Origin of the sequence: Pectobacterium zantedeschiae (assembly GCF_004137795.1) — a bacterium.
Classification (GTDB): domain Bacteria; phylum Pseudomonadota; class Gammaproteobacteria; order Enterobacterales; family Enterobacteriaceae; genus Pectobacterium; species Pectobacterium zantedeschiae.
Genome location: NZ_NWTM01000001.1, coordinates 2,065,421 through 2,090,037 on the forward strand (window position 1 = coordinate 2,065,421; position 24,617 = coordinate 2,090,037).

Below are 24,617 nucleotides of genomic sequence, written 5' to 3' on the forward strand. Positions count from 1 at the left end.
TTATCACAGAAATCTTAGGATAGGAAGGAGTTTAGCTATGGCTGTAACTAAGCTAGTACTGGTAAGACACGGTGAGAGCCAGTGGAACAACGAAAACCGCTTCACAGGCTGGTACGATGTTGATCTGTCCGACAAGGGCCGTTCAGAAGCCAAAGCCGCAGGTCAGTTGCTGAAAGACGAAGGTTTTGCCTTTGATTTCGCGTATACCTCTGTGCTGAAACGTGCCATTCACACACTGTGGAACGTACTGGACGAGCTGGATCAAGCCTGGTTGCCAGTTGAGAAATCCTGGAAACTGAATGAGCGCCACTACGGTGCGTTGCAGGGTCTGAACAAAGCCGAAACCGCTGAAAAATACGGTGACGAGCAGGTTAAACAATGGCGTCGTGGTTTCGCAATTACGCCTCCAGAGTTGACGCGTGATGACGAGCGTTTCCCTGGCCACGATCCACGTTACGCATCTCTGAGTGACAAAGAGCTGCCACTGACTGAAAGCCTGGCGCTGACCATCGAACGTGTTGTGCCTTACTGGACCGAAACCATCCTGCCACGTATCAAAAGCGGTGAGCGTGTTATCGTTGCAGCTCACGGTAACTCACTGCGTGCACTGGTGAAATATCTGGACAACATGGGTGAAGATGAAATTCTGGAACTGAATATCCCGACTGGCGTGCCGTTGGTATATGAGTTCGACGAGAACTTCAAACCTATCAAACGTTACTACCTGGGCAACGCGGACGAAATCGCCGCAAAAGCTGCCGCAGTAGCGAATCAGGGTAAAGCGAAGTAATTTACCTCTGGATAAGAAAAACCCGGCCTACGCCGGGTTTTTTATTCTCCGCTATCTGTCACACCCTATTGCAGGCAGAAAAATAGAGGGAACGTTTTTGTATGGCGTGAGAATGCAACGCCATTTGATATTACTGACTGCGGCGTTCGCGCACAGCAGACGCTAACTGACGCAGCAGGGATTCTGTATCTTCCCAGCCAATACAAGCATCGGTAACGCTACGGCCATAAACCAACGGCTCATTGCTTTCCAGATTCTGGTTACCTTCAACCAAATGGCTTTCCACCATCACACCCATAATCGCTTTTTCGCCCTGAGCGATTTGCCCGCAGACATCAGTACAGACTTCCATCTGCTTTTTGAACTGCTTGCTGCTGTTCGCATGGCTAAAATCGATCATGACCTGCGGTGTCAGGCCCGCTTTTTCCAAGCCAACTTTCACGTCTTTAACGTGTTCGGCGCTGTAGTTCGGTGTTTTGCCACCGCGCAGAATGATGTGGCAATCGTTGTTACCGCTGGTGTTCACGATAGCTGAATGTCCCCATTTGGTGACAGACAGGAAGCAGTGCGGCGCGCTGGCTGCGTTGATCGCATCAATCGCTACCTTGATCGTGCCGTCGGTGCCGTTTTTAAAGCCAACAGGACATGACAGACCAGACGCCAATTCACGGTGTACCTGAGATTCTGTAGTACGTGCACCAATAGCGCCCCAGCTCATCAGATCCGCCATGTATTGCGGGGTAATCATATCCAGGAATTCACCCGCAGCAGGTAAACCAATATCGTTAATCTCCAACAGCAACTGGCGCGCAATACGCAGGCCATCATTGATCTGGAAACTATTATCCATGTGCGGATCGTTAATTAGCCCTTTCCAGCCAATCGTGGTACGTGGTTTTTCAAAATAAACCCGCATGACCACTTCCAGATCGTCACTCAACTCGTTACGCAGCGTCAGCAGACGCGCGGCATACTCTTTCGCTGCTTTTGTGTCGTGGATCGAACAAGGACCAATCACCACCAGCAGGCGATCATCATTGCCGTTAAGAATTTTATGGATAGCAGTACGCGCGAACGATACCGTTTCCGCGGCCTTCTCCGTGGCTGGAAACTTTTCTAGCAAAGCAACCGGCGGCAACAGTTCATTAATCTCTTTAATTCTTAAATCATCATTTTGGTAATTCATAAATAAATCCATCGGTTCCGAAACGGTATGTTAGCCCCATCCAATACGCGCCATTCCGCCTGTGCGGGCAGCCTGAGAAACGGGATGTTTCATATTGAAGATTGATTATTATATGTCAAGCTGGTGTTATCAGGACGCTGAAATCAGTAGGATTTGCGCGATCAAATGCTCTCAGATGCCGCATCCGTCCTATTTTCACCAAAAAATAGCCCAACCAACGGGTCAGTGAACACAGGATAGGTTTTCTCTGTGGGTTTCAGTAAAGTAGGATAAAACCGCAACTCAGGGTGATTTATGGCACATAACCACAGCCACACGGAATCAGGCAACAGTAAACGTCTGCTGGCCGCATTTATCATTACCGCCACGTTTATGGTGGCAGAAGTCATTGGCGGCCTGCTGTCCGGCTCCCTGGCTCTGCTCGCCGATGCCGGTCATATGTTGACCGACGCCGCAGCGCTGTTCGTCGCGCTTGTCGCTGTACGTTTCGCACAGCGTAAACCGAATTCGCGCCACACCTTTGGTTATCTGCGATTCACCACCCTCGCAGCCTTTGTTAACGCGCTAACGCTGATACTGATTACTGCTTTTATCTTCTGGGAAGCGATTCAACGCTTCAATGACCCTCAGCCCGTTGCTGGCATCCCTATGCTGCTTGTCGCCATTGCTGGGTTACTGGCAAACATTGTGGCGTTTTGGCTATTACACCAAGGTAGTGAAGAGAAAAATATTAACGTCCGCGCAGCGGCCCTGCATGTGCTGGGCGATCTGCTAGGATCCGTTGGGGCGATTGCCGCCGCCGTCATCATTCTTTATACCAACTGGACGCCTATCGACCCGATTCTCTCTATTCTGGTGTCGTGTCTGGTACTGCGTAGTGCGTGGGCGCTATTGAAAGAGAGTATTCATGAACTGTTGGAAGGCACACCAAACCAGCTCAGCGTTGAGGCGCTGCAGAAAGATCTGACGCTGAATATTCCCGAAGTCAGGAACATCCATCATGTTCATTTATGGCAGGTTGGCGAAAAACCGATGATGACGCTGCATGCACAAGTGGTGCCGCCTCACGATCACGATGCGCTGCTAAGACGTATTCAGGAATACTTACTGACGCATTACCAGATTGAACACGCAACCATTCAGATGGAATATCAACGCTGTGATGATGACCACTGCTCTTTTCATCAGGAAAACCATCATTCGGCTATTCATGATAATGAAAAGCATGATGTAGAAGGCCACCACCACAAGCATTAAGTTTGGGTTACACGCCGTTTGAAACCGCGCTGACGCGATTTTCCTTTGCGCTCTTAATCCACAGCCAAGAGCCGTTCAGGGCAATCAGCGTCAGGATCGCGTATTCGACCGCCATCGCATACACCCCCTGATAAGCAAAAATTACCACGCTTATCACATCAATCACCACCCACAGCAGCCAATTCTCGACGTATTTACGCGTCATCAAAATCATCGCCACAATCGACAACACCATCATCGTGGAATCCCAGAATGGAAACGCATCCGGCTGAAGATTCGGCATTTGTACTGACAACCCTAGCCCCTGCATACCAGAAACGGCAATACGCGTTAGCACAGCAAACACCGCATCAATGTAGAACGTCATCAAACCAATCGCGACAACGCAGGCTACCGACCAGCCAATGAGCTTCTGCGCGGGTAGCCAGCGAATGCGTAACTCGACTTCCTGCGTATCCGTCTTGCGCGTCCAGGCGTACCAACCATAGATATTGGCGGCAAAGAAGAAGATTTGCAGCAATAGGCTAGCGTAAAGCTGAATCTGAAAAAAGATCACGGCAAACAGCGTGACGTTAATCAACCCAAATAGATAGTTGATGGTTTTTTCCTGGCTCGCGAACCAGATACACAGCAACCCAAATAGCGTGCCAATCGCCTCAATCCAGGAAAGATCGTATCCCCCTTCGCCCAAAGGAATATGAATTAAAATATTACTGGTACTAAAAAAATCCATCTCACCACCCTGTCTCAATTATTGTAAGAAACTTATATCAAAATGCCCTGAATCCCCGTCAAGCATTCCCTTTCACACGCAATTTTAGCGAAGCAGCAAAATCCAACATGCGATTCAACGGGATTAGCGCGCCTTCTCGCAAAGCTGCATCAACATGTATCTCATGTGCATCACCGCCTTGCTCCAGACCGTTAACAATCGCCTCCAGCCCATTCATCGCCATCCACGGGCAGTGAGCGCAACTGCGGCAGGTTGCCCCTTCACCCGCTGTCGGCGCTTCCAGCAATGTTTTCTCCGGGCAGGCCTGCTGCATCTTGTAAAAAATGCCGCGGTCGGTCGCTACAATCAATTCACGCTGTGGCAGCGTCTTCGCAGCCTGAATCAGTTGGCTGGTTGACCCAACGGCATCAGCCATCTCTACCACGCTCTGTGGCGATTCTGGATGGACCAAAATTGCCGCATCGGGGTACAGAATCTTCATGCGTTTCAGCGCCTGCGTTTTAAATTCATCATGCACAATGCACGCGCCTTGCCAACACAACACATCCGCCTGCGTCTGTTTTTGTACATAGCTTCCCAGGTGGCGATCCGGCGCCCAGATAATCTTTTCTCCCAGACTATCCAGATGTTCAATCAGCTCCACCGCGATACTGGATGTAACGACCCAATCTGCACGCGCTTTTACTGCCGCAGAGGTATTGGCATACACCACTACCGTTCGGTCTGGGTGCGCATCACAAAAACGGCTGAACTCATCGACGGGGCAACCGAGATCGAGCGAACATTCGGCTTCCAGCGTAGGCATCAGAATCGTCTTTTCCGGGTTAAGTATCTTGGCGGTTTCCCCCATAAAGCGCACCCCTGCTACCAACAGCGTCGATGCAGAGTGGGTGCTACCAAACCGCGCCATTTCCAGCGAATCCGCCACACAGCCACCAGTCTCTTCAGCCAGCGCCTGAATTTCCGGATCGGTATAGTAGTGCGCGACCATGACAGCGTTTCTTTCCCGCAGCAGCGTCTTTATCCTGCTGCGATAATGCTGTTTTGCATCAGCCGATAATGGCTTGGGCTTCGGCGGAAAGGGGTAAATAGTCTCATTGCTATCAAAAAGGATACTCATTATGGATTTCCACGATGACAACTCGGGTTGGAACACCTGATACTGGTTCAGCACCAGCAGCGGAGTTTTCTATCCTAAACAAAATACCGAAAACCTTGCCTAAAGTCGCGGTATTTTTTCTAGTAAACCCACCATTTTGTTTAATATGCTTAAAATAGTGATATGGGATACGTGGATGGGACCATCAGTAGAAGAGAGACAAGGAGAAAAATGGCATGGCCAGCCTCTATATCAGAATATATCGCGATACGTTGACCGTCAGAAACGTGGACACTAAAAAAGAGGTGACTGAGCAATCAGAAGTACCTTTTACAACCACGCGCTTACTGCTCGGGCAGATGATTCCTGCGATGAAGCTATTGGACCGACTCGCACGCAAGGTAGCGGCCAAACGACTGGCTGATCTGTTCTCCTCACACAACGTTATCATCCATGCTATGGAGATGAATGAAGGCGGGCACAGCCAGGTTGAGTTTGCCAGCTACATAGAGTTAGCCAAGAGCATCAGTCCGCAAGGAAAACATATTTATGTATGTAGCAAAAATGTGCCGCTTACCGACCAGGAAGTTATACAAATTTTTAGCGGCGACATGCCTTCTATCGTCAGCCGCTAATCAGACACTGCGTTTTAGGCGAAGAATCGATGCCAGTACAAAGAGATAGGGATAACCAGAACCAAAGCAGGCAGGAAGTTAACTACCGCAAATGATTTGATCTGCGCGATTCTCAGCCCTACCGCAATCATGATAATTCCGCCACAGGCAGAAAAATCACCCATCGTGACCTCTGTCATAAAGGGCATAATCAATTTGGCGGAGAAGAATAACAAGATCTGGACAATCATCTGCGGTATCGCAATCGACATTACAGCAAGGCCAAGCGTGATGGAGAAAATCAGCGCGGTGAAAATATCCAAAGCAGATTTAATAATCAGCAGTTGATAATCACCCGTTAACCCTTCCGTCAACGCCCCAACTACACCAGTGCCGCTGGCACAAAACAGAACGATTAGCGCGGTAAAGTTCTGAGTGTAGACATCCTGCGGTAGGCGATGCTCCTGCGCAGGCAGAACGCGGTTTAATCCTTTCTGAATCATCGTACCAGCCCACTGCACGCCGGACTCCATACGTAGCAGTTCACCTAACGCCACGCCAATCACGATAGCCAGCGCCACTGCAGGGAGTTGCTGGACTTTAACAACCAGCGTGACCCCCATGGCAATCGACACCATCGCAAATGCAGGAGGCAAACCATCCTGCAAACGCTGAGGAATAAAGCGACGTAAAGCAATGCCCAGACCGCTACCAATCAAGATGGCGGCACCATTAATCAACGGACCAATCATATATCTTCCTAAACAGGGCGACACACGCTTCCCTGTGGCAATGACTTCCCTGCTTGATAGGATTAGGAAACAGTTCCTGACGGGTTATGTAGTCCATGCAGAGGGGTGAAACCCTACTATACTCCAAAGCTTTAACGAGCTGGGAATGATAATAGGTTTTATCTCATCGAGACGACACGTGCTGCATAGACTAAAATGAATTTATTCAAAGGAGGAGATTTACTGCTGAAGCGGTGGTGGGTCGTGCAGGATGACTCAGCCTTCGGGGTCAACGTTGACGCGCTTCGCTCGGCTCGAACCTGCGACCAATTGATTGAAAGTCACGATGTTCATTGCGTAGAAACGCAGATAGTATTATCAGGAATTGAACTGCTAGAAGATGGTGGGTCGTGCAGGATGACTCAGCCTTCGGCTTCGCCCCTTCGGGGTCAACGCTGGCGCGTTGCTGTCTCGCTTCGCTCGGCTCGAACCTGCGACCAATTGATTGAAAGTCACGATGTTCATTGCATAGAAACGCAGATAGTATTATCAGGAATTGAACTGCTAGAAGATGGTGGGTCGTGCAGGATTCGAACCTGCGACCAATTGATTAAAAGTCAACTGCTCTACCGACTGAGCTAACGACCCGCAATGCGGAACTACTGCTTACTAACATTCTTCTTGAAATTGGTGGGTCGTGCAGGATTCGAACCTGCGACCAATTGATTAAAAGTCAACTGCTCTACCGACTGAGCTAACGACCCAATTTCATGCTGCTTTAGCGTTTCGCTGTTTGCCTTGGCAACGGCGGCACATATTACTGATTTAAATTTTCAGCGCAACCTATTTTCTTAAAAAACTGTTTGATTGCTTACTCTTAAGACGTTTAGGCACAAAAACCGCTCATGATGCGCAATTTTTGTGCCAATTAATACTGGTATTACGATCCCGCTAAACGCTTTTGCGCCTGCTTTGCACTTTCCGTATTGGGGTACATTTTTACAACTTGCTGGTAAACGGCCTTGGCTTTATCAGCCTGACCTTTTTCCTGCATGATCACCCCAACCTTCAGCAAGGCTTCGGAACTTTTTGGTGACTTGGGATAATTTTTAACAACGTTGGCGAAATAGTACGCCGCATCGTCCTTTTTCCCCTTGTTGTAATTCAACTGACCAAGCCAATAGTTAGCGTTAGGTTGATACGTTGAATCAGGGTACTTCTTGACGAATGCCTGAAATGCGCTGATCGCCTGATCGTACTGTTTTTTCTCCAATACGAGTGCGACTGCAGCATTGTAATCAGTATTCGCATCACCCGTACTGGCCGGTGCCGCCGTATTGGCGGCACCGGTATCAGTACCCGCAGCAGCGGCAGGTGTGCCGTCTGTTGTCGGTGTAGAAGATGATTGCGAACTTAATCCATCAATCTGCTGATAGATCTGCTTCTGCCGTTCAACAATCTGATTCAACTGATACTGACTTTCCTGAATCTGCCCACGGAGGCTGTCCATATCACGTTGATTATCAGAGATCTGCTGCTGAAGTTGGGTTAAAAGCTGACTGTGAGCGTTAGAAATACGCTCCAATTGAGTGACGCGGTCTTCGACCGAGCCTGAGCCGACATTACTGATTGGCGCTTGGGCAGTAGCGGCCCAAGGGACCGCTACGCCAACCAGTAACGACAGACCCAACAGGTGACGTCTGAAGTTACTGCTCATGCGATTCTCTTAATATACCAGAACGGCACGACGGTTTTTGGCATATGCCGCTTCGTCATGACCGAGAACAGCTGGTTTCTCTTTACCGTAAGAAACGATAGAGATCTGATCGGAAGAAACGCCTTTACCCTGCAGGTACATTTGTACCGCGTTGGCACGACGCTCACCCAGAGCGATGTTGTATTCTGGCGTGCCGCGTTCGTCCGCATGACCTTCGATAGTCACTTTGTAAGACGGGTTGCTACGCAGGAATGCAGCGTGTGCGTCCAGCATCTGAGCGAATTCAGAGCTCACATCGTACTTGTCCAGACCGAAGTAAACGATGTTGTTGCGCTGTAATTCTTGCATCTGCAAACGAGCTTGCTCAGAAGAAGACATGTTGCCGCCGTCCATCATGCCGTTGTTACCAGCACCCATGGAAGATTGGTCATTGTCCGCATTCTTGTTGGAGCTACAAGCGGCCACTGCCAGTACCGGCAGAGCCAACATCAGGCCTTTCAGCACTTTATTGAATTGCATTTCTTATGTCCTTTGACGAGTTTATTGTACATATCTGTACTTATAGATACGGCGACCAGGCAGGGAATTTAACCTGTCCATCAGTAGCCGGAAGACGCGCTTTGAAACGTCCATCTGTCGAAACCAGCTGTAGCACTGATCCCAGCCCTTGTTTAGAACTGTAGATCACCATCGTGCCATTCGGTGCGATACTTGGCGTTTCGTCCAGGAACGTGTCCGTTAATACTTGTACGGCACCCGTTACCAGATCCAGTTTGGAAATATGCTGAGCCCCACCATTAGAGCTCACCGTTACCAAAAATTTCCCGTCGGCGCTCACATCTGAGTCCTGGTTCTGAGAACCTTCCCAAGTCAGACGCTGTGGAGCACCGCCGTTAGCATTAACTTTGTAAACCTGAGGACGGCCAGCCTGGTCTGAAGTATAGGCCAAGGTTTGGCTGTCTGGGAACCAGGTTGGTTCCGTGTTATTGCTGCGGCCATCAGTCACCTGACTGATTTGTCCCGATCCCAGATTCATCACATACAGATTCAGGCTACCGCTCTTAGACAGAGCAAACGCCAGCTTGCTGCCATCAGGAGAGAAAGAAGGCGCACCGTTGTGACGCGGGAAAGAAGCAACCTGACGAATCGCGCCATTTGCCAGCGTTTGGATAACCAGTGCTGAACGACCACTTTCAAACGTTACATAGGCGAGTTTGCTACCGTCTGCTGACCAGGCTGGAGACATCAGCGGCTGCGGTGACCGGTGAACGACAAACTGGTTGTAACCGTCATAATCCGCAACGCGAAGTTCGTAAGGGAACTGGCCGCCGTTGGTCTGTACGACGTAAGCGATACGGGTACGGAACGCACCTTTAATACCGCTCAGCTTTTCAAACACTTCATCACTTGCCGTATGTGCAGCATAGCGCAACCACTGTTTGGTCACTTTGAACTGGTTCTGAGCCAGTACGTTCCCAGGGTTACCCGACGTATCAACGAGCTGGTAAGAAACCAGATAGCTGCCATCGGCGCTCGGTTGAACCTGACCAACAACCACCGCATCAATGCCCAACGCCGTCCATGCAGCAGGCGTCACTTCAGATGCCGTTGCAGGTTGCTGCGGCATACGGTTTGCATCGATCGGATTGAATTTCCCGCTGTTACGCAAATCAGCACCCACGATGCCGCCTACGTCTTCAGGCGCAGCGCCCGGCCCTGCCCATTTGAACGGAACGACACCAATAGGACGTGCAGAGTCTACCCCTTGGGTAATCTCTATACGTACTTCCGCGTGCAGCGCCGCTGCCCACAGCATTAAAAAGCTTACTGCAACTTTCAGTACTTGCTTCATCTCATCTCCCTTATCCAGACGCGAAGTCTACGATAAATTAGCAGAATTTTAACAAAAACAAACCAATGTCAACAAAACAACATAACCTGGTTTATTTACCATCGTAATAATCTTAAATCTATTGGGTAAACAGCCCGGTTACTGCGGTTTAAAATCTATTGGCGCATTTTTGAAAGCCTCATAAACATCCGTACTTGGTGGCTTCGGTATTTTGGCCTGTTTGGCAGCCGCAATAGCCGCCTGGCATAACGCAGGATCGCCACCTTCAGCCGTGACATCAATCAGCAGACCATCTGGCGCCAGCTTAATCCGTAATGTACAGGTACGCCCTTTGTAGAGCTGCCAGTCATAAAACTTGCTCTGAATGGCTGAACGAACCTGACCACCATAACTATCGAGTGCCGCACCTGATGCACCACTCTTTTTATTGTTACCTGTGCCCGCAGGCGCACCACCGCCAGACTTCGGCGCATTCTTCGATGATGCCAAGCCGCCCAGCAAATCATCAACGGCGTTTTCCTGCTTAGCCGCCTCTGCTGCCGCTTTCTTTTTATCATCAGCGGCTTTTTTAGCCGCTGCGGCTGCTTCTGCTTTTTTCGCCGCATCAGCATCAGCTTTTTGTTTAGCTGCCTCAGCTGCTGCTTTTTGTTTAGCTTGTTCAGCCTCTTTTGCTGCCTCCGCTGCGGCCTTTGCTGCTTCTGCTTTCGCGGTTTCTGCTGCCTTTTGCTTGGCTGCTTCAGCGGCTTTTTCTTTCGCCTCTTCTTCCGCCTGCTTCTTAGCAGCAGCGGCAGCAGCTTGCTTCTTCGCTTCGTCTTCTGCTTTCTTTTTAGCGTCTGCAGCCGCTTTCGCCTGCTGTTCAGCTTCCGCCTTCGCTTTTGCGGCAGCAGCTTCGGCTTGCTTCTGCTGTTCTTTTGCCTGCTGAGCCGCCGCTTCAGACTGCTTACGCTGTTCAGCCTGTTCCTGAGCCTGCTTCTTCGCCTCTTCTTGCGCTTGCAGACGTTCTTTTTCCAGCTCTTTCAGCCGCTGCTGTTCAGCGGCTTGCTTCTGCTGAAGCTCTTCGGCCTGCCGTTCAGCCTGCTTTTGACGCTGCTGTTCAGAACGTTTCGCATCAGTCTGTTGCTGCTGCTGGCGGTTATACTGCTCCACGACTGCGCTCGGATCGACCATTACGGCATCAATTGACGAGCCTCCGCCGCCCCCGCTGGCATCCATCGTTTGCGTCGACGAACTCCAGAGCAGCAAAGCAATCAGTATGACGTGCAAAACAGCCGAGATAATAACGGCGCGTTTCAGCTTATCGTTTTGTTCGTTTGCCTTTAACACAAGCGATTCCCAAAAACAGTGTTGCCAGAAATAGGCTTAACGATCATTACCGTGATGTGCTCATTTAAATCGGTTGCGTCATCAAACCAACGGATTTTACGCCAGCCTGATGCAACAAATTCAACGCTTTAATGATCTCATCATAAGGAACATCCTTCGCGCCACCAATCAAGAAGACCGTCTTGGGGTTGGTTGCCAGTCGTGATTGCGCTTCGGCAACCACCTGCTCTGCCGGAAGCTGTTCCATACGGTTTTGCTCAACAACCAGACTATATTGACCTACGCCCGAAACCTCTACGATCACAGGCGGATTGTCGTTGCTTGAGACCGTTTTTGAGTCGGTCGCATCAGGCAGATCCACCTCAACGCTCTGCGTAATAATCGGTGCTGTCGCCATAAAAATCAGCAACAGCACCAACAGCACGTCCAGTAGCGGAACAATGTTGATCTCGGATTTCAGCTCACGACGACCTCTGCGTACTCGTGCCATGATCCCCCCTGATTACTTGCTGTTGTCGCTGGAGAACGCCTGACGGTGCAGGATCGCGATGAACTCTTCTGTAAAGTTGTCGTAGTTCTGCTCCAGTTTGCCCACTCGCAAGCTAAGGCGGTTATACGCCATTACCGCAGGAATCGCGGCAAACAAGCCGATTGCGGTTGCAATCAAGGCTTCGGCAATACCGGGAGCAACCATTTGTAAGGTTGCCTGCTTCACGGCGCCCAGCGCGATGAAGGCGTGCATAATTCCCCAAACGGTACCGAACAGGCCGATATACGGACTGATAGAACCCACGGTGCCCAAGAAGGGAATGTGTGTTTCCAGCGTTTCCAATTCACGATTCATTGAAATACGCATCGCACGGGATGCACCTTCTACCACCGCTTCCGGCGCATGGCTGTTAGCACGATGCAACCGCGCAAATTCTTTGAAACCTGAATGGAAGATTTGTTCAGTGCCCGTCAGACTATCGCGACGACCTTGGCTTTCCTGATAAAGACGCGACAGTTCAATGCCCGACCAAAACTTATCCTCGAACGCTTCAGCCTCACGCGTCGCCGAATTCAAAATTCGGGTACGTTGAATAATGATCGCCCAGGAAGCGATAGAAAAACAGATTAAAATCAGCATGATTAGTTTGACCAGAAGGCTTGCCTTCAGGAACAAATCAAAAACGTTCATGTCAGTCACTGCTTGAACTCCGCGACAATAGACTTAGGAAGCGCAATTGGCTTCATTTGATGTGGATCGATGCATGCGATCAAAACTTCAGCATGGCTTAGCAGGGTGCCACGAGCATTGAGAATACGCTGTGCGAAAGTCAGAGAAGCACCACGTAGCGAGATAATCTCGCTTTGCACTTCCAGCATGTCGTCGAGGCGAGCAGGAGCAAGATACTCCACCGTCATCCGACGAACAGCAAACGCGACGTGCTCACTTAACAAGGCTTGCTGGTGAAAGTTGCGCTCACGCAACGCCTCAGTCCTTGCCCTTTCATAAAAGGCAACATAGCGTGCATGGTAGACAACGCCACCTGCATCAGTGTCTTCAAAGTAGACTCGAACTGGCCAGCGAAACAACGAATTACTCACTCTACATCCCGGTAATGCATTAAACCTCGCTACTATACGCAAGAGAAATGAGGTTTGGAATGGATTGTGACTGCGGAAAGAAAATAATTATGGGCTGCAAGCAACCCATAACTAAATGGAATAGGAGGCTATTTTAGCCGAAGAAATAGTACAATCCTGCGCACAGGATCACAAAGGCGGGAAGTGGGGCGAAAAACGCGCGCCAGAGCAGACGATGTGGACGGAAGCCGACACCATGAACAACGCCAGCGCAAACGGCCCAAATCAACAGCAGCCCTTGCCAAACCGCGAGTTCACTGGTACGCGCCGCAAAGCGCGTCGGATCCCAGAATACACAGCCAGCCAGCAGCAACGCCATGATAAGGGAAAGAGCCCTTATCGGGCTCTTATCCATCAGGCGATAGAGTTTATCGACCAGATCACTCATTGCTTATCTTCTTCAGCCGCTTTGCTTGCCTCACTCTGCTCAATCGCCAGGGCCGTGATGATCCCCAGTGAGCAAGCAAGAAGCGTTCCGAGTATCCAGGCAAAATACCACATAAATTAAGCTCCTTACTTAGTACATAGAGTGAGTGTTTTGCTCAATCTGCTCTTTGGTAATGCGACCGAACATCTTGTAGTAACACCACGCGGTATAAGAAAGCACGATAGGAACGAAAATAATCGCAACCACCGTCATCACTTTCAGCGTCAGCAGGCTCGATGTCGCATCCCATACCGTCAAGCTGACGTTAGGCACCGTGACTGATGGCATGATGAACGGGAACATTGCGATCCCAGCAGTCAGAATCACACAAGCAATAGTCAGAGAAGAGAACAAGAATGCCCATGCTCCTTTCTCTGCGCGCGCCATGAGGGTGGTCAAGATCGGCAATATCACGCCCAGCACTGGAATAGCCCACAACACCGGATGGTTATTGAAGTTAACCAACCAGGCACCCGCCTGCTGAACAACTTCTTTACGCAGTGGATTAGACTCAGCCGCGGTATTTATCGCAGAAGTCACTACATAACCATCAATACCGTAAATCACCCATACGCCAGCCAGAGCAAACGCCACCATCATCACCAATGCGGAAATCTGCGCGGCAGATTTGGAACGCACGTGCAAGTCGCCCGTGGTCCGCATCATCAGGTAGGTTGCGCCCTGAGCAAGAATCATTGTCAGACTCACCACACCAGCCAGCAAACCAAACGGGTTCAGCAGTTGGAAGAAGTTTCCGGTGTAGTACAGACGCAGATACTCATCGACGTGGAACGGTACACCCTGCAACAGGTTGCCAAACGCGACACCGATGACAACTGGCGGAACAAAGCTACCAATGAAGATGCCCCAGTCCCACATCCCACGCCAGCGCGGATCTTCGATTTTTGAACGGTAATCGAAGCCGACAGGACGGAAGAACAATGAGGCCAGAACCAAAATCATGGCGATATAGAAACCGGAGAACGCGGCAGCGTAAACCATCGGCCAGGCAGCAAACAAAGCGCCACCCGCGGTGATCAACCATACCTGATTACCGTCCCAGTGCGGCGCAATGCTGTTAATCATGACACGACGCTCAGTATCCCCACGTCCCATCAGACGGACCAGAATGCCCACACCCATGTCAAAACCATCAGTGACAGCGAAGCCAATCAGCAAAATACCGATCAACAGCCACCAGATAAAACGTAAGACTTCATATTCAAACATAGTGGACTCCTGTTTACCGTGCTTCCTGCGCAGCCGCTATAGGTTGTTCAAAATGGTAACGCCCAGTTCTCAGGCTGCTCGGCCCCAAACGTGCGTATTTGAACATCAGATACATTTCTGCAACCAGGAAGAGCGTATACAGACCACAGATCAGCGCCATTGAGAACAGGATATCCCCTGCTGTCAGTGATGACGTCGCGACGGCTGTTGGCAGAATTTCACCAATGGCCCAAGGTTGACGACCGTATTCAGCGACAAACCAGCCGGCTTCGATAGCAATCCACGGCAGCGGAATACCATACAGTGCGATACGGTGCAGCCAGCGTTTCTGACCAATTTTGCCACGCAGAACGGTCCAGAAAGACAGGCCGATGATCAACAGCATCAGAATGCCGCAACCCACCATAATACGGAAAGAGAAGTACAGCGGCGCAACGCGTGGGATAGAATCTTTAACCGCTTGTTGAATCTGAGTTTCTGTCGCATCAGAGACTTTCGGCGTATAGCGTTTCAGCAACAGGCCATAGCCCAGATCTTGCTTAGACTGATCGAACGCTTCTTTAACCGCTGGGTCGGTATTGCCTGCGCGTAATTCTTCCAGCAGATGGTAAGCCTGCATACCATTACGAATACGCACTTCATGCATCGCCATCAGCTCTTTCAGACCTGTGACTTCTTTGTCAGTCGAACGGGTGGCAATTATTCCCAGAGCGTAAGGAATCTTGATGGAATAGTTATTTTCCATCGTATCCTGGTTCGGGATGCCGATCAGCGTAAAGGATGCTGGGGCGGGCTGTGTTTCCCATTCGGCTTCAATCGCGGCCAGTTTGGTTTTCTGCACGTCGCCCATTTCATAACCGGATTCATCACCCAATACGATAACGGACAGAACAGAAGCCAGACCGAAGCTTGCTGCGATGGCAAATGAACGCTTGGCAAAGGCAATGTCGCGGCCTTTCAGCAGATAGTAAGAGCTGATACCCAGAATGAACATCGCACCAGTACAATAACCTGCTGCCACCGTGTGAACGAATTTCACCTGAGCGACTGGGTTCAGTACCAGATCGGCGAAACTCACCATTTCCATACGCATGGTTTCGAAGTTGAAATCCGATGCGATAGGGTTTTGCATCCAGCCATTGGCGACCAGAATCCACAGTGCAGAGAAGTTAGAGCCCAGTGCAACCAGCCAGGTAACGGCCATATGCTGCACTTTTCCTAAACGGTCCCAACCGAAGAAGAACAAGCCAACAAAGGTCGATTCCAGGAAGAATGCCATCAGGCCTTCAATCGCCAGTGGTGCGCCGAAAATATCCCCGACATAGTGAGAGAAATATGACCAGTTGGTCCCGAATTGAAACTCCATGGTCAATCCGGTAGCAACCCCCAGAGCGAAGTTAATTGCGAATAACTTGCCCCAGAATTTGGTCATATCTTTATAGATCTGTTTGCCGGACAGCACATATACCGTTTCCATAATCGCCAACAAAAACGCCATCCCCAGCGTTAATGGTACGAATAGAAAATGGTACATTGCGGTCAAGGCAAACTGTAAACGTGACAGTTCGACTACATCAAACATTTTGACTCCTTGCTCCTCGCAGGAAGGGATTAGCTTGCAAACGCTAACAAGCTGCCAAACATCCGGCCATTACACCCAAAAAGAACACAACAAGAATTGCTTTAACACAGGCTGTAACAAACGCTAAAAATACCGTTCACTAAGGCAGCCACACCGTGACGCCCCGACAGCAAGCTCAAGATAAATCACAAGTATTACAAATAGCGTACCCCGTAAGGAGGTAGTCGTATATTACGCCTGTAATCCCACACAATAAATAGGTTTTTACGTGACCCAGACTAGGTTTTTGGCTTCAAATCAACTTTTCCACTAAGCAATGCGAAAACCGATAATTGACCTCGCGCAATTTAAGCCTATTTCAGAAATTATATCCAGAGGCGTTTTTTGATCTAAAACAATTTAACGCTTTTCTCGTGATAGATGCGTTGCATTAATTTCTTTATTACGCTCATTGTTAATTTATTGTGACTTTTCAGTTTAAATTAAAATTAATTCAGCAATATAATTTTTACTTCCCGTTATCGATTATTCACATGTTTTTTTATCTTCTATTTTGTGTCAGATTTTTATTTTTTATTTCTGACAAAAAATCGATATTTTTTATCAACCTGAAGAGAACTCCCCCTGCTCTTTCCTCGGTGTATCGTCAGTTTGTCACGCTGCATGCAAAAACGGAGGCCAAAAGGCCTCCGCGGTGATCACAGATTAGATGATACGTAGCAAGATGCGGTATTCACATCTTCGTTTTCATACGCTCGATAGCCTTATCGTAAACCGTGTTACTTTTCTGGCTTCTCGCAAGCTCATAATGCTGAAGTGCATCGCTGAACTGGCCCGCATTCTCGTAGATTTTTGCAATGTTGTAGTACGAGCTGGCACGCGTGGTTGCCGCATTGCTACCGTTTGCCAGCGCTATCGCTTTACGGTTGGCCCAAATCGCTTCGGCAATATTGCCCCGTTTTTGATAGGCCAGGCCCAGGTTGCTGTATGCCTGACCAAATGCACTATCCTGTTCGATCGCGGCCAGAAACAGAGTTGTGGCCTGTTCCAGTTCACCGCGCCCATAGGCAGCCTCACCGTCACGGTTAAGCGTTTTTGCCAGTGCGGTATTTCCAGTAATGAAAGTGGCCGTCTGCGCCGGGTTAAGCACCATTGGCAACGCATTACCATCCTTCGCTTTTGAGAAATCGGCCTCGCCAACGGCATTGATATCGTCAAAATCACCGTTAGGGTTAAGACGGAAAACCGTCCAGATATTCCCCAGCTTATTCATTGGGACGGAATACGTCCGCACTAATGAACTCCCCACATAGACAAATACCTTTGCACTACTTGCGGAAAGCGCGGATGAATTAGTTTTATCACCATTCGTATAATCATGAACAGCATAAAGATAACTTTCACCTAAACGCTTTTTATCAATGGTGATGGTTTCCGGCCCAAAGCTATCGGTATCATCGACATCAAGATTGGCATCGCGTCCTTTCTTGTGTTGGAAATAAATATGATTATCCGGATATATAAGATGGGAATCTAAATCGAAAGGCCTTTCACCCCAAGTTAATACAATTCGCATACCGTCCAGATTTTTCATTACTGGACTAATAGCATAAGTCATTCCATCACACGGACATTTCACCACCAGATCGGAATAGCCTTCTTTTTTAATGATCAGCAGACTGTCCTGATCGACGTCGAACGACACATTAAGCGCCGCGCGGCCTGCGGCATCAGAGCGAGCAGTCACTGACTGAGCACCGTTCTTCTGTAGAATCACCGCCGCGTCATCAATCTTTTTATCTTTAACCGTCGCACTCAGCACTTCAATATTAATAGATTGCGCACTGGCCGCACAGGTAAATACAGACAATGCCAGAGTTAGCGCTATTATATTTCCTTTCACAAAACATCCCCTTAAGGCAAATTAATTAATCATTCCCTGCTTACATTAGCTCAATGAGATAATCATCATTTCTATTTATCACTAACCACCCTTTTCAGGCGCGCGAATTATCCAATAAAACAGTGAGAAAGTCATGTGTAATTCGATTGTGCCAATTAACCTTAACAACCAAATTTGGATAAAAAAAGCCACCCGAAGGTGGCTAGGATATTTAATCGAATAGTAGATTAACGCGCTAATATCGCTTTTACTGCGTCGCCGATATCCGCCAGACTGCGAACGGTTTTAACACCCGCCGCTTCTAACGCTGCGAACTTATCATCAGCAGTACCTTTACCACCGGCAATAATGGCACCAGCATGGCCCATACGTTTGCCTTTCGGTGCCGTCACACCTGCGATGTAACCAACAACAGGTTTAGTCACGTGCTCTTTAATATACGCCGCCGCTTCTTCTTCTGCCGTACCGCCGATTTCACCGATCATGACGATGGCTTCTGTCTGTGGATCCTGCTCAAACAGCTTCAGAATATCGATGAAGTTAGAACCGGGGATCGGGTCGCCACCGATACCTACACAGCTGGACTGACCCAGCCCCGCATCGGTCGTTTGCTTCACCGCTTCGTACGTCAGTGTACCTGAACGAGAAACGATACCGACTTTACCCGGCAGGTGAATATGGCCAGGCATAATCCCGATCTTACATTCACCCGGCGTGATCACACCTGGGCAGTTCGGACCGATCATCCGTACGCCGCTCTGGTCGAGTTTTACTTTCACCGTCAGCATATCCAGCGTCGGGATACCTTCAGTGATACAGATAATCAGTTCGATACCTGCGTCAATCGCTTCCAGAATGGAGTCTTTACAGAACGGTGCAGGAACGTAGATAACGGATGCCGTTGCGCCCGTCGCTTCTACCGCTTCACGCACCGTATTAAATACAGGCAGACCCAGATGTTCCGTGCCGCCTTTACCCGGCGTCACACCACCGACCATTTGCGTACCGTAAGCAAGCGCTTGCTCAGAGTGGAATGTCCCCTGACTACCGGTAAAACCCTGACAGATAACTTTGGTATTTTTATTAATCAGAATGGACATTATTTATCCCCCACTGCTGCAACAACCTGCTGAGCCGCACCCGTCAGGCTGGTGGCGGCAATGATATTCAGGCCGCTATCCGCCAGTTTCTTGGCACCCAGTTCCGCATTGTTTCCTTCAAGACGTACCACAACCGGTACGTTAACACCGACTTCGGCCACCGCGCCGATGATACCGTCAGCGATCAAATCGCAACGCACGATGCCACCAAAGATGTTAACAAAGACGGCTTTTACCTTGTCGTCCGACAGGATAATTTTGAATGCTTCAGTCACGCGTTCTTTTGTTGCGCCACCACCTACATCGAGGAAGTTAGCAGGAGAACCGCCATGCAGCTTCACGATGTCCATGGTACCCATTGCCAGACCAGCACCGTTCACCATACAGCCGATGTTACCGTCCAGCGCCACATAGTTCAGTTCCCACTGTGCCGCATGCGCCTCACGGGAATCTTCCTGGCTTGGGTCACGCATTTCACGCAACTCAGGCTGACGGAACAGTGCATTACCGTCCGCGCCCAGTTTGCCATCCAGACAGATCAGATCGCCCTGCTTGGTGATAACCAGCGGGTTGATTTCGACCAGCGCCAGATCGCGCTCAAGGAACAGCGTCGCCAGCCCCATGAAAATTTTGGTGAATTGGGCAACTTGCTTGCCGCTCAGACCCAGTTTGAAGGCCAACTCACGGCCCTGATAAGGCTGTGGGCCTACCAATGGATCAATGGCAGCTTTGTGGATCAGTTCCGGCGTCTCTTCCGCAACTTTTTCAATTTCTACGCCACCTTCGGTGGATGCCATGAACACAACACGACGAGTGCCACGGTCAACAACCGCGCCCAGATAAAGCTCTTTATCGATATCCGTTGCCGCTTCAACCAGGATTTGATGAACCGGTTGGCCCTGTGCGTCGGTTTGATAAGTCACGAGCTTTTTACCCAACCAGTTTTCAGCAAAAGCGCGAATGTCTTCTTTGTTGCTGACCACTTTAACGCCGCCCGCTTTACCGCGACCGCCTGCGTGAACCTGACATTTTACGACCCACGGACCTGCACCAATCTTAGATGCGGCTTCTTCTGCTTCACGCGGTGTAGTACAGGCATAACCGGTCGGTGCCGGCAAACCATATCGAGCAAAGAGTTGTTTTGCCTGATACTCGTGTAAATTCATGATGTTCTATCCATTTAGGTTTGGAGATAAGTCGGCAGACGATTTTTCATCACCGAATCTTCAGGTCGAGAAAAACGCCATTAACTCTCTGATATATTTGGATAACGCCGTTGAGAAAAAACGGCCTGCATAGCACTTAATCAGTGTTTCAGGCGGAAACCGTCAGGGTTATCCGCCCGAAAGTCTATCTGTGGACTACACGTCCAACAGCAGACGCGCTGGATCTTCCAGCATCTCTTTCACCGTGACCAGGAAGCCAACGGATTCACGACCATCGACCAAACGGTGATCGTAAGACAGTGCCAGATACATCATTGGCAGAATAACCACCTGACCATTAACCGCCATTGGGCGATCTTTAATGGCGTGCATACCCAGAATCGCACTCTGCGGTGGGTTGATGATCGGGGTAGACATCAGAGAGCCAAAGACACCGCCGTTGGTAATCGTAAAGTTACCACCCAGCAACTCTTCAACCGTCAGTTTGCCGTCACGACCTTTCACTGCCAGATCTTTGATACGCTTCTCGATGTCGGCCATGCCCAGCGCATCCACATCTCGCAGCACTGGCGTAACCAAGCCACGCGGGGTAGAAACCGCGATACTGACATCGAAGTAGTTGTGGTAAACCACGTCTTCGCCATCAATTGAGGCATTCACTTCAGGGTAGCGTTTCAGCGCTTCAACGACGGCTTTGATGTAGAAAGACATGAAGCCCAAACGTACACCATGACGCTTCTCAAACGCTTCACCGTATTGCTTGCGCAGATCCATGATTGGCTGCATGTTGATTTCGTTAAACGTCGTCAACATTGCCGTGCTGTTTTTCGCTTCCAGAAGACGTTCTGCAACGCGTTTACGCAGACGCGTCATCGGTACGCGTTTTTCGCTGCGCGCGCCCAGAGCAGGTGCAGGAGAACCTGCCGGAGCCTCAGGCTTAGCGGCTTTACCAGAATCTTTCTTCTGGGCAGCCAAATGCTTATCCACATCTTCACGAGTAATTCGACCACCGACGCCGCTGCCTTTGATAGTAGACGCATCGAGATCGTGCTCTGCAATCAGGCGGCGGATTGCCGGGCTAAGTGCGTCACTGTTCTCTTCTTCCAGACCAGCGGTATGACGCTGTGCCGGTGTGGATTCTTTACTCTGAGATTTCTCGCCGGTTTCTTTACCAGAGCTATCGCCACGGCGAATACGGCCCAGAAGTTGGCGAGACGTGACGGTTGCGCCTTCGTCTTCCAGCACAGCATCCAGAATACCCGCTTCAGAAGCAGGAACTTCCAGCACCACTTTGTCAGTTTCAATCTCAACCAATACTTCATCACGCTGGACGCTATCGCCTGGTTTTTTATGCCAGGTAGCAACAGTGGCGTCAGCTACAGATTCAGGCAGGTCGGGTACAAGAATATCTACGCTACTCATTATCTATCCTTTTATTTAATCAACGTTCAGCGCGTCATCAACCAGATCTTTCTGTTGTTTCTGGTGTACGGACATATAGCCAACGGCGGGTGATGCAGACGCCGGGCGTCCTGCGTAACGTAAAGAAGCCCCAAACGGAATCACTTCACGGAAATGGTGCTGACTGCAATACCAGGCTCCCTGATTCAGCGGCTCTTCCTGACACCACACGAAATCGTGAACATGGGCAAAAGGTTCCAGTGCCGCTTGAACGGACTGATGCGGGAACGGATAAAGCTGTTCGATACGGACGATCGCGACATCTTTTTGCTCGTTCTTGCGGCGCTGTTCCAGCAAATCATAGTAGACCTTGCCGGAACAAAGCACGACACGCTTCACGGCTGCCGGATCTAATTCTTCTACCTCACCAATCGCTGGCTGGAAGGAACCATTTGCCAGTTCATCCAGTGAAGAGATTGCCAGCGGATGACGCAACAGGGATTTCGGTGACATCACCACCAGCGGACGGCGCATCCCGCGCAGCGCCTGACGGCGAAGCATGTGATAAACCTGTGCTGGTGTTGACGGGATACATACCTGCATATTTTGCTCAGCGCACAGTTGCAGATAACGCTCCAGTCGGGCGGACGAGTGCTCAGGCCCCTGCCCTTCATAACCATGTGGCAGCAACATGACCAGACCACACATCCGGCCCCATTTCTGCTCGCCGGAGCTGATGAACTGGTCGATCACCACCTGTGCACCGTTGGCAAAGTCACCAAACTGCGCTTCCCAGATGGTCAGCGTACGCGGTTCTGCGGTGGCATAGCCGTATTCAAACGCGAGTATCGCTTCTTCGGATAATACAGAGTCCCATACATTGAACTCGCCCTGTCCGTTATGCACATGGTTCAGCGGCGTGTAGCTGGAACCGTTTTTCTGATTGTGCACAACAGCATGGCGATGGAAGAACGTACCGCGACCGCTGTCTTCACCAGACAGGCGAATCGGAATGCCTTCATCCACCAGCGTAGCGTAGGCCAGCGTTTCTGCGCCGCCCCAGTCGAACGGTTTGTTACCTGCGGCCATTTCAGCACGGTCAGAATAAACCTTAGCCACGCGAGGGTGGATCTCAATACCTTCAGGTACTTCACTGATACGTTTGGCAAGCTCCTGCAAACGTTTCATTTCCGTTGCGTGCGGATAAGGCTCATCCCATTCGTGATTGAGATACGGCGTCCAGGTAAAGGACTGCATATCCATCTCACGCCATTCATCGACTACGCACTCACCGGCATCCAACGCGTCACGGTACAGATTGACCATTTCGGTGGCATCTTCCAACGTGATCGTTTTTTCTTGTTCCAGACGATCGGCATACACCTTGCGTGGCGTCGGATGCTTTTTGATCTTCTGATACATCATTGGTTGCGTTGCACTTGGCTCGTCGGCTTCGTTATGGCCGTGGCGACGGTAACAAATCAGATCGATAAATACATCGCGCTTAAAGGCGTTGCGGAAATCCAGCGCCAGACGCGTGACAAACGCCACGGCTTCTGGATCGTCTGCATTAACGTGGAAAATCGGTGCCTGCACCATTTTACCGATATCGGTACAGTATTCGGTGGAACGGATATCCAGCGGGTTAGAAGTGGTGAAGCCGATACGGTTATTGATCACAATACGCAGCGTACCGCCTACTTCGTAGCCGCGCACCGTCGACATATTCAACAGTTCCTGCACTACACCCTGGCCACTGACCGCTGCATCACCGTGAATGGTGATTGGCAGAACACGCGGACCACTCTGGCTATTCAGGCGATCGAGACGCGCACGAACCGAGCCCGTCACAACCGGGCTGACGATCTCCAGATGCGAAGGGTTGAACGCCAGCGCCAAGTGCACCAGACCACCAGCCGTCTCGAATTCAGACGAGAAGCCCTGATGATATTTAACGTCACCCGTACCCAGATGTTCTTTATGTTTACCGGCGAACTCGTCGAACAGGTCTTGAGATTTTTTGCCCAACACGTTGATCAGTACGTTGAGACGACCACGGTGAGCCATCCCCAACACCACTTCACGAGTATCGTTTGCACCCGCATGGCGAATCAGCTCTTTCAGCATCGGAACCAGTGCATCACCGCCTTCCAGCGAGAAACGCTTGGCACCAGGATATTTAGCGCCCAGATAACGCTCCAGCCCTTCGGCTGCGGTTAACTCTTTCAGGAAACGGCGCTTCTCTTCTACCGTAAACGACGCCTGACCAGCTACCGATTCGATACGTTGCTGGATCCAACGTTTCTCTTCCGTGCTGGTCATATGCATGTATTCCGCACCGATAGAACCGCAATAAGTGCGTTTCAGCGCGTCATACAGATCTTCCAGCTTCATGGTGTCTTTGCCGATAGCAAAAGAACCCACGTTGAAGGATTCCTGCAGGTCATCCTGAGTCAGGTTATGGTAATCCAGATCCAGTTCAGCAACGGGTTCCTGAGGGCGCAGGAAGATCGGGTCCAGGTTAGCTCGCTGATGTCCACGGAAGCGGAACGCATTGATCAGCTGTAATACCTTGACCTGCTTAGCATCAATATCGGGATCGGTGACTGATGAGGTAAAGCGCGAAGAATCTTTCGCCAGACGGCGGAAATATTCACGCGTTTTGGAATGGAGTTGATCCGGTTTGACTCCACTCGTAGGCAATTGCTGGAAGATCGAGCGCCAGCTATGTTCGATCGAGTCAGGATCGGTTAAAAAATCTTCATAGAGTTGCTCTATGTAGGACTGATTCGCACCCGCCAAATAGGAGGAATCCAGCCAGGCCTTCATCGCGCCGTTCTGCATTATGATCCCTTAAGCTAATAAGCTTCAGTTTTC

At 50.1% G+C, this 24,617-nt stretch carries 23 protein-coding genes, 2 tRNA genes and 1 other RNA gene; 3 read left to right on the forward strand and 23 right to left on the reverse strand.

Features of this window, described 5'->3' with window-relative positions:
• Nucleotides 1-37 precede the first annotated feature (37 nt).
• Nucleotides 38-790: a 2,3-diphosphoglycerate-dependent phosphoglycerate mutase gene (gene gpmA, locus CLR69_RS09395; RefSeq protein WP_129703675.1), complete on the forward strand. Its 753-nt coding sequence runs from the start codon at nt 38-40 to the stop codon at nt 788-790.
• 130 nt (nt 791-920) lie between these two features.
• Here gpmA and aroG read toward each other — a convergent pair whose 3' ends face one another.
• A complete protein-coding gene (gene aroG / locus CLR69_RS09400) occupies nt 921-1,976 on the reverse strand; it encodes a 3-deoxy-7-phosphoheptulonate synthase AroG (protein ID WP_129703673.1) in 1,056 nt (351 codons plus the stop codon).
• A 294-nt stretch (nt 1,977-2,270) separates the two neighbouring features.
• On the opposite strand from aroG, the gene zitB reads away from it, so the two are divergent.
• The gene (zitB, locus tag CLR69_RS09405; RefSeq protein WP_129712498.1) at nt 2,271-3,233 is read left to right on the forward strand and encodes a CDF family zinc transporter ZitB; all 963 of its coding nucleotides are present in this window, start codon (nt 2,271-2,273) and stop codon (nt 3,231-3,233) included.
• A gap of 7 nt (nt 3,234-3,240) precedes the next feature.
• Here the strand turns inward: zitB and pnuC are convergent, their stop codons facing one another.
• Nucleotides 3,241-3,966, reverse strand: a complete 726-nt coding sequence (pnuC, locus tag CLR69_RS09410; protein ID WP_129712499.1) for a nicotinamide riboside transporter PnuC — start codon at nt 3,964-3,966, stop codon at nt 3,241-3,243.
• A gap of 58 nt (nt 3,967-4,024) precedes the next feature.
• Nucleotides 4,025-5,086 carry a quinolinate synthase NadA gene (gene nadA / locus CLR69_RS09415; RefSeq protein ID WP_129703667.1) on the reverse strand — a complete coding sequence of 354 codons (1,062 nt, stop codon included), beginning with the start codon at nt 5,084-5,086 and terminating at the stop codon, nt 4,025-4,027.
• Nucleotides 5,087-5,301: 215 nt separating this feature from the next.
• Between nadA and CLR69_RS09420 the strand changes: the two genes are divergently transcribed.
• Nucleotides 5,302-5,700 carry a YjaA family stress response protein gene (locus CLR69_RS09420; protein ID WP_129703665.1) on the forward strand — a complete coding sequence of 133 codons (399 nt, stop codon included), beginning with the start codon at nt 5,302-5,304 and terminating at the stop codon, nt 5,698-5,700.
• 14 nt (nt 5,701-5,714) lie between these two features.
• Here the strand turns inward: CLR69_RS09420 and CLR69_RS09425 are convergent, their stop codons facing one another.
• The 20 genes from CLR69_RS09425 to sucA form a co-directional block, all read right to left on the reverse strand.
• Nucleotides 5,715-6,431 carry a DUF554 domain-containing protein gene (locus tag CLR69_RS09425; protein ID WP_129703663.1) on the reverse strand — a complete coding sequence of 239 codons (717 nt, stop codon included), beginning with the start codon at nt 6,429-6,431 and terminating at the stop codon, nt 5,715-5,717.
• A gap of 380 nt (nt 6,432-6,811) precedes the next feature.
• A non-coding RNA gene (locus tag CLR69_RS09430) (RtT sRNA) lies at nt 6,812-6,940 on the reverse strand.
• A gap of 42 nt (nt 6,941-6,982) precedes the next feature.
• Nucleotides 6,983-7,058: transfer RNA gene (locus CLR69_RS09435), tRNA-Lys, on the reverse strand.
• A 40-nt stretch (nt 7,059-7,098) separates the two neighbouring features.
• Nucleotides 7,099-7,174 (reverse strand) — tRNA-Lys (locus tag CLR69_RS09440).
• A 176-nt stretch (nt 7,175-7,350) separates the two neighbouring features.
• Entirely contained in the window at nt 7,351-8,127 is a 777-nt protein-coding gene (cpoB, locus tag CLR69_RS09445) for a cell division protein CpoB (protein ID WP_129703661.1), read from the reverse strand.
• Nucleotides 8,128-8,136: 9 nt separating this feature from the next.
• Complete coding sequence (gene pal / locus CLR69_RS09450; RefSeq protein ID WP_010299226.1) at nt 8,137-8,646, reverse strand: peptidoglycan-associated lipoprotein Pal; 510 nt, start codon at nt 8,644-8,646, stop codon at nt 8,137-8,139.
• Nucleotides 8,647-8,686: 40 nt separating this feature from the next.
• Entirely contained in the window at nt 8,687-9,979 is a 1,293-nt protein-coding gene (gene tolB, locus CLR69_RS09455) for a Tol-Pal system beta propeller repeat protein TolB (RefSeq protein ID WP_039356588.1), read from the reverse strand.
• Nucleotides 9,980-10,117: 138 nt separating this feature from the next.
• On the reverse strand, nt 10,118-11,302 hold the full coding sequence (tolA, locus tag CLR69_RS09460) for a cell envelope integrity protein TolA (RefSeq protein WP_129712500.1): 1,185 nt from the start codon (nt 11,300-11,302) through the stop codon (nt 10,118-10,120).
• Nucleotides 11,303-11,366: 64 nt separating this feature from the next.
• Complete coding sequence (gene tolR / locus CLR69_RS09465) at nt 11,367-11,792, reverse strand: colicin uptake protein TolR (protein ID WP_011092956.1); 426 nt, start codon at nt 11,790-11,792, stop codon at nt 11,367-11,369.
• A gap of 12 nt (nt 11,793-11,804) precedes the next feature.
• On the reverse strand, nt 11,805-12,491 hold the full coding sequence (tolQ, locus tag CLR69_RS09470; protein ID WP_129703655.1) for a Tol-Pal system protein TolQ: 687 nt from the start codon (nt 12,489-12,491) through the stop codon (nt 11,805-11,807).
• Entirely contained in the window at nt 12,488-12,892 is a 405-nt protein-coding gene (gene ybgC, locus CLR69_RS09475) for a tol-pal system-associated acyl-CoA thioesterase (protein ID WP_129712501.1), read from the reverse strand. The genes tolQ and ybgC overlap by 4 nt, the downstream gene beginning before the upstream one ends.
• A 133-nt stretch (nt 12,893-13,025) precedes the next feature.
• Nucleotides 13,026-13,319 (reverse strand): cyd operon protein YbgE, encoded by a 294-nt coding sequence (ybgE, locus tag CLR69_RS09480; protein ID WP_039302106.1) that lies wholly within the window; start codon nt 13,317-13,319, stop codon nt 13,026-13,028.
• Nucleotides 13,316-13,432 (reverse strand): cytochrome bd-I oxidase subunit CydX, encoded by a 117-nt coding sequence (gene cydX / locus CLR69_RS09485; RefSeq protein ID WP_011092952.1) that lies wholly within the window; start codon nt 13,430-13,432, stop codon nt 13,316-13,318. The genes ybgE and cydX overlap by 4 nt, the downstream gene beginning before the upstream one ends.
• Before the next feature lie 16 nt (nt 13,433-13,448).
• Entirely contained in the window at nt 13,449-14,588 is a 1,140-nt protein-coding gene (gene cydB / locus CLR69_RS09490; RefSeq protein WP_129712502.1) for a cytochrome d ubiquinol oxidase subunit II, read from the reverse strand.
• A 13-nt stretch (nt 14,589-14,601) separates the two neighbouring features.
• Nucleotides 14,602-16,170 carry a cytochrome ubiquinol oxidase subunit I gene (gene cydA / locus CLR69_RS09495; protein ID WP_129703649.1) on the reverse strand — a complete coding sequence of 523 codons (1,569 nt, stop codon included), beginning with the start codon at nt 16,168-16,170 and terminating at the stop codon, nt 14,602-14,604.
• A 733-nt stretch (nt 16,171-16,903) separates the two neighbouring features.
• Nucleotides 16,904-18,073: a YfaP family protein gene (locus CLR69_RS09500; protein ID WP_129712503.1), complete on the reverse strand. Its 1,170-nt coding sequence runs from the start codon at nt 18,071-18,073 to the stop codon at nt 16,904-16,906.
• Nucleotides 18,074-18,300: 227 nt separating this feature from the next.
• Nucleotides 18,301-19,173, reverse strand: a complete 873-nt coding sequence (sucD, locus tag CLR69_RS09505) for a succinate--CoA ligase subunit alpha (RefSeq protein WP_014914674.1) — start codon at nt 19,171-19,173, stop codon at nt 18,301-18,303.
• On the reverse strand, nt 19,173-20,339 hold the full coding sequence (sucC, locus tag CLR69_RS09510; protein ID WP_010299192.1) for an ADP-forming succinate--CoA ligase subunit beta: 1,167 nt from the start codon (nt 20,337-20,339) through the stop codon (nt 19,173-19,175). The genes sucD and sucC overlap by 1 nt, the downstream gene beginning before the upstream one ends.
• Nucleotides 20,340-20,534: 195 nt before the next feature.
• The gene (odhB, locus tag CLR69_RS09515) at nt 20,535-21,761 is read right to left on the reverse strand and encodes a 2-oxoglutarate dehydrogenase complex dihydrolipoyllysine-residue succinyltransferase (RefSeq protein WP_129712504.1); all 1,227 of its coding nucleotides are present in this window, start codon (nt 21,759-21,761) and stop codon (nt 20,535-20,537) included.
• Nucleotides 21,762-21,776: 15 nt separating this feature from the next.
• Nucleotides 21,777-24,584, reverse strand: coding sequence for a 2-oxoglutarate dehydrogenase E1 component (gene sucA / locus CLR69_RS09520; RefSeq protein WP_129703643.1), 2,808 nt, complete (start codon nt 24,582-24,584; stop codon nt 21,777-21,779).
• Nucleotides 24,585-24,617 lie beyond the last annotated feature (33 nt).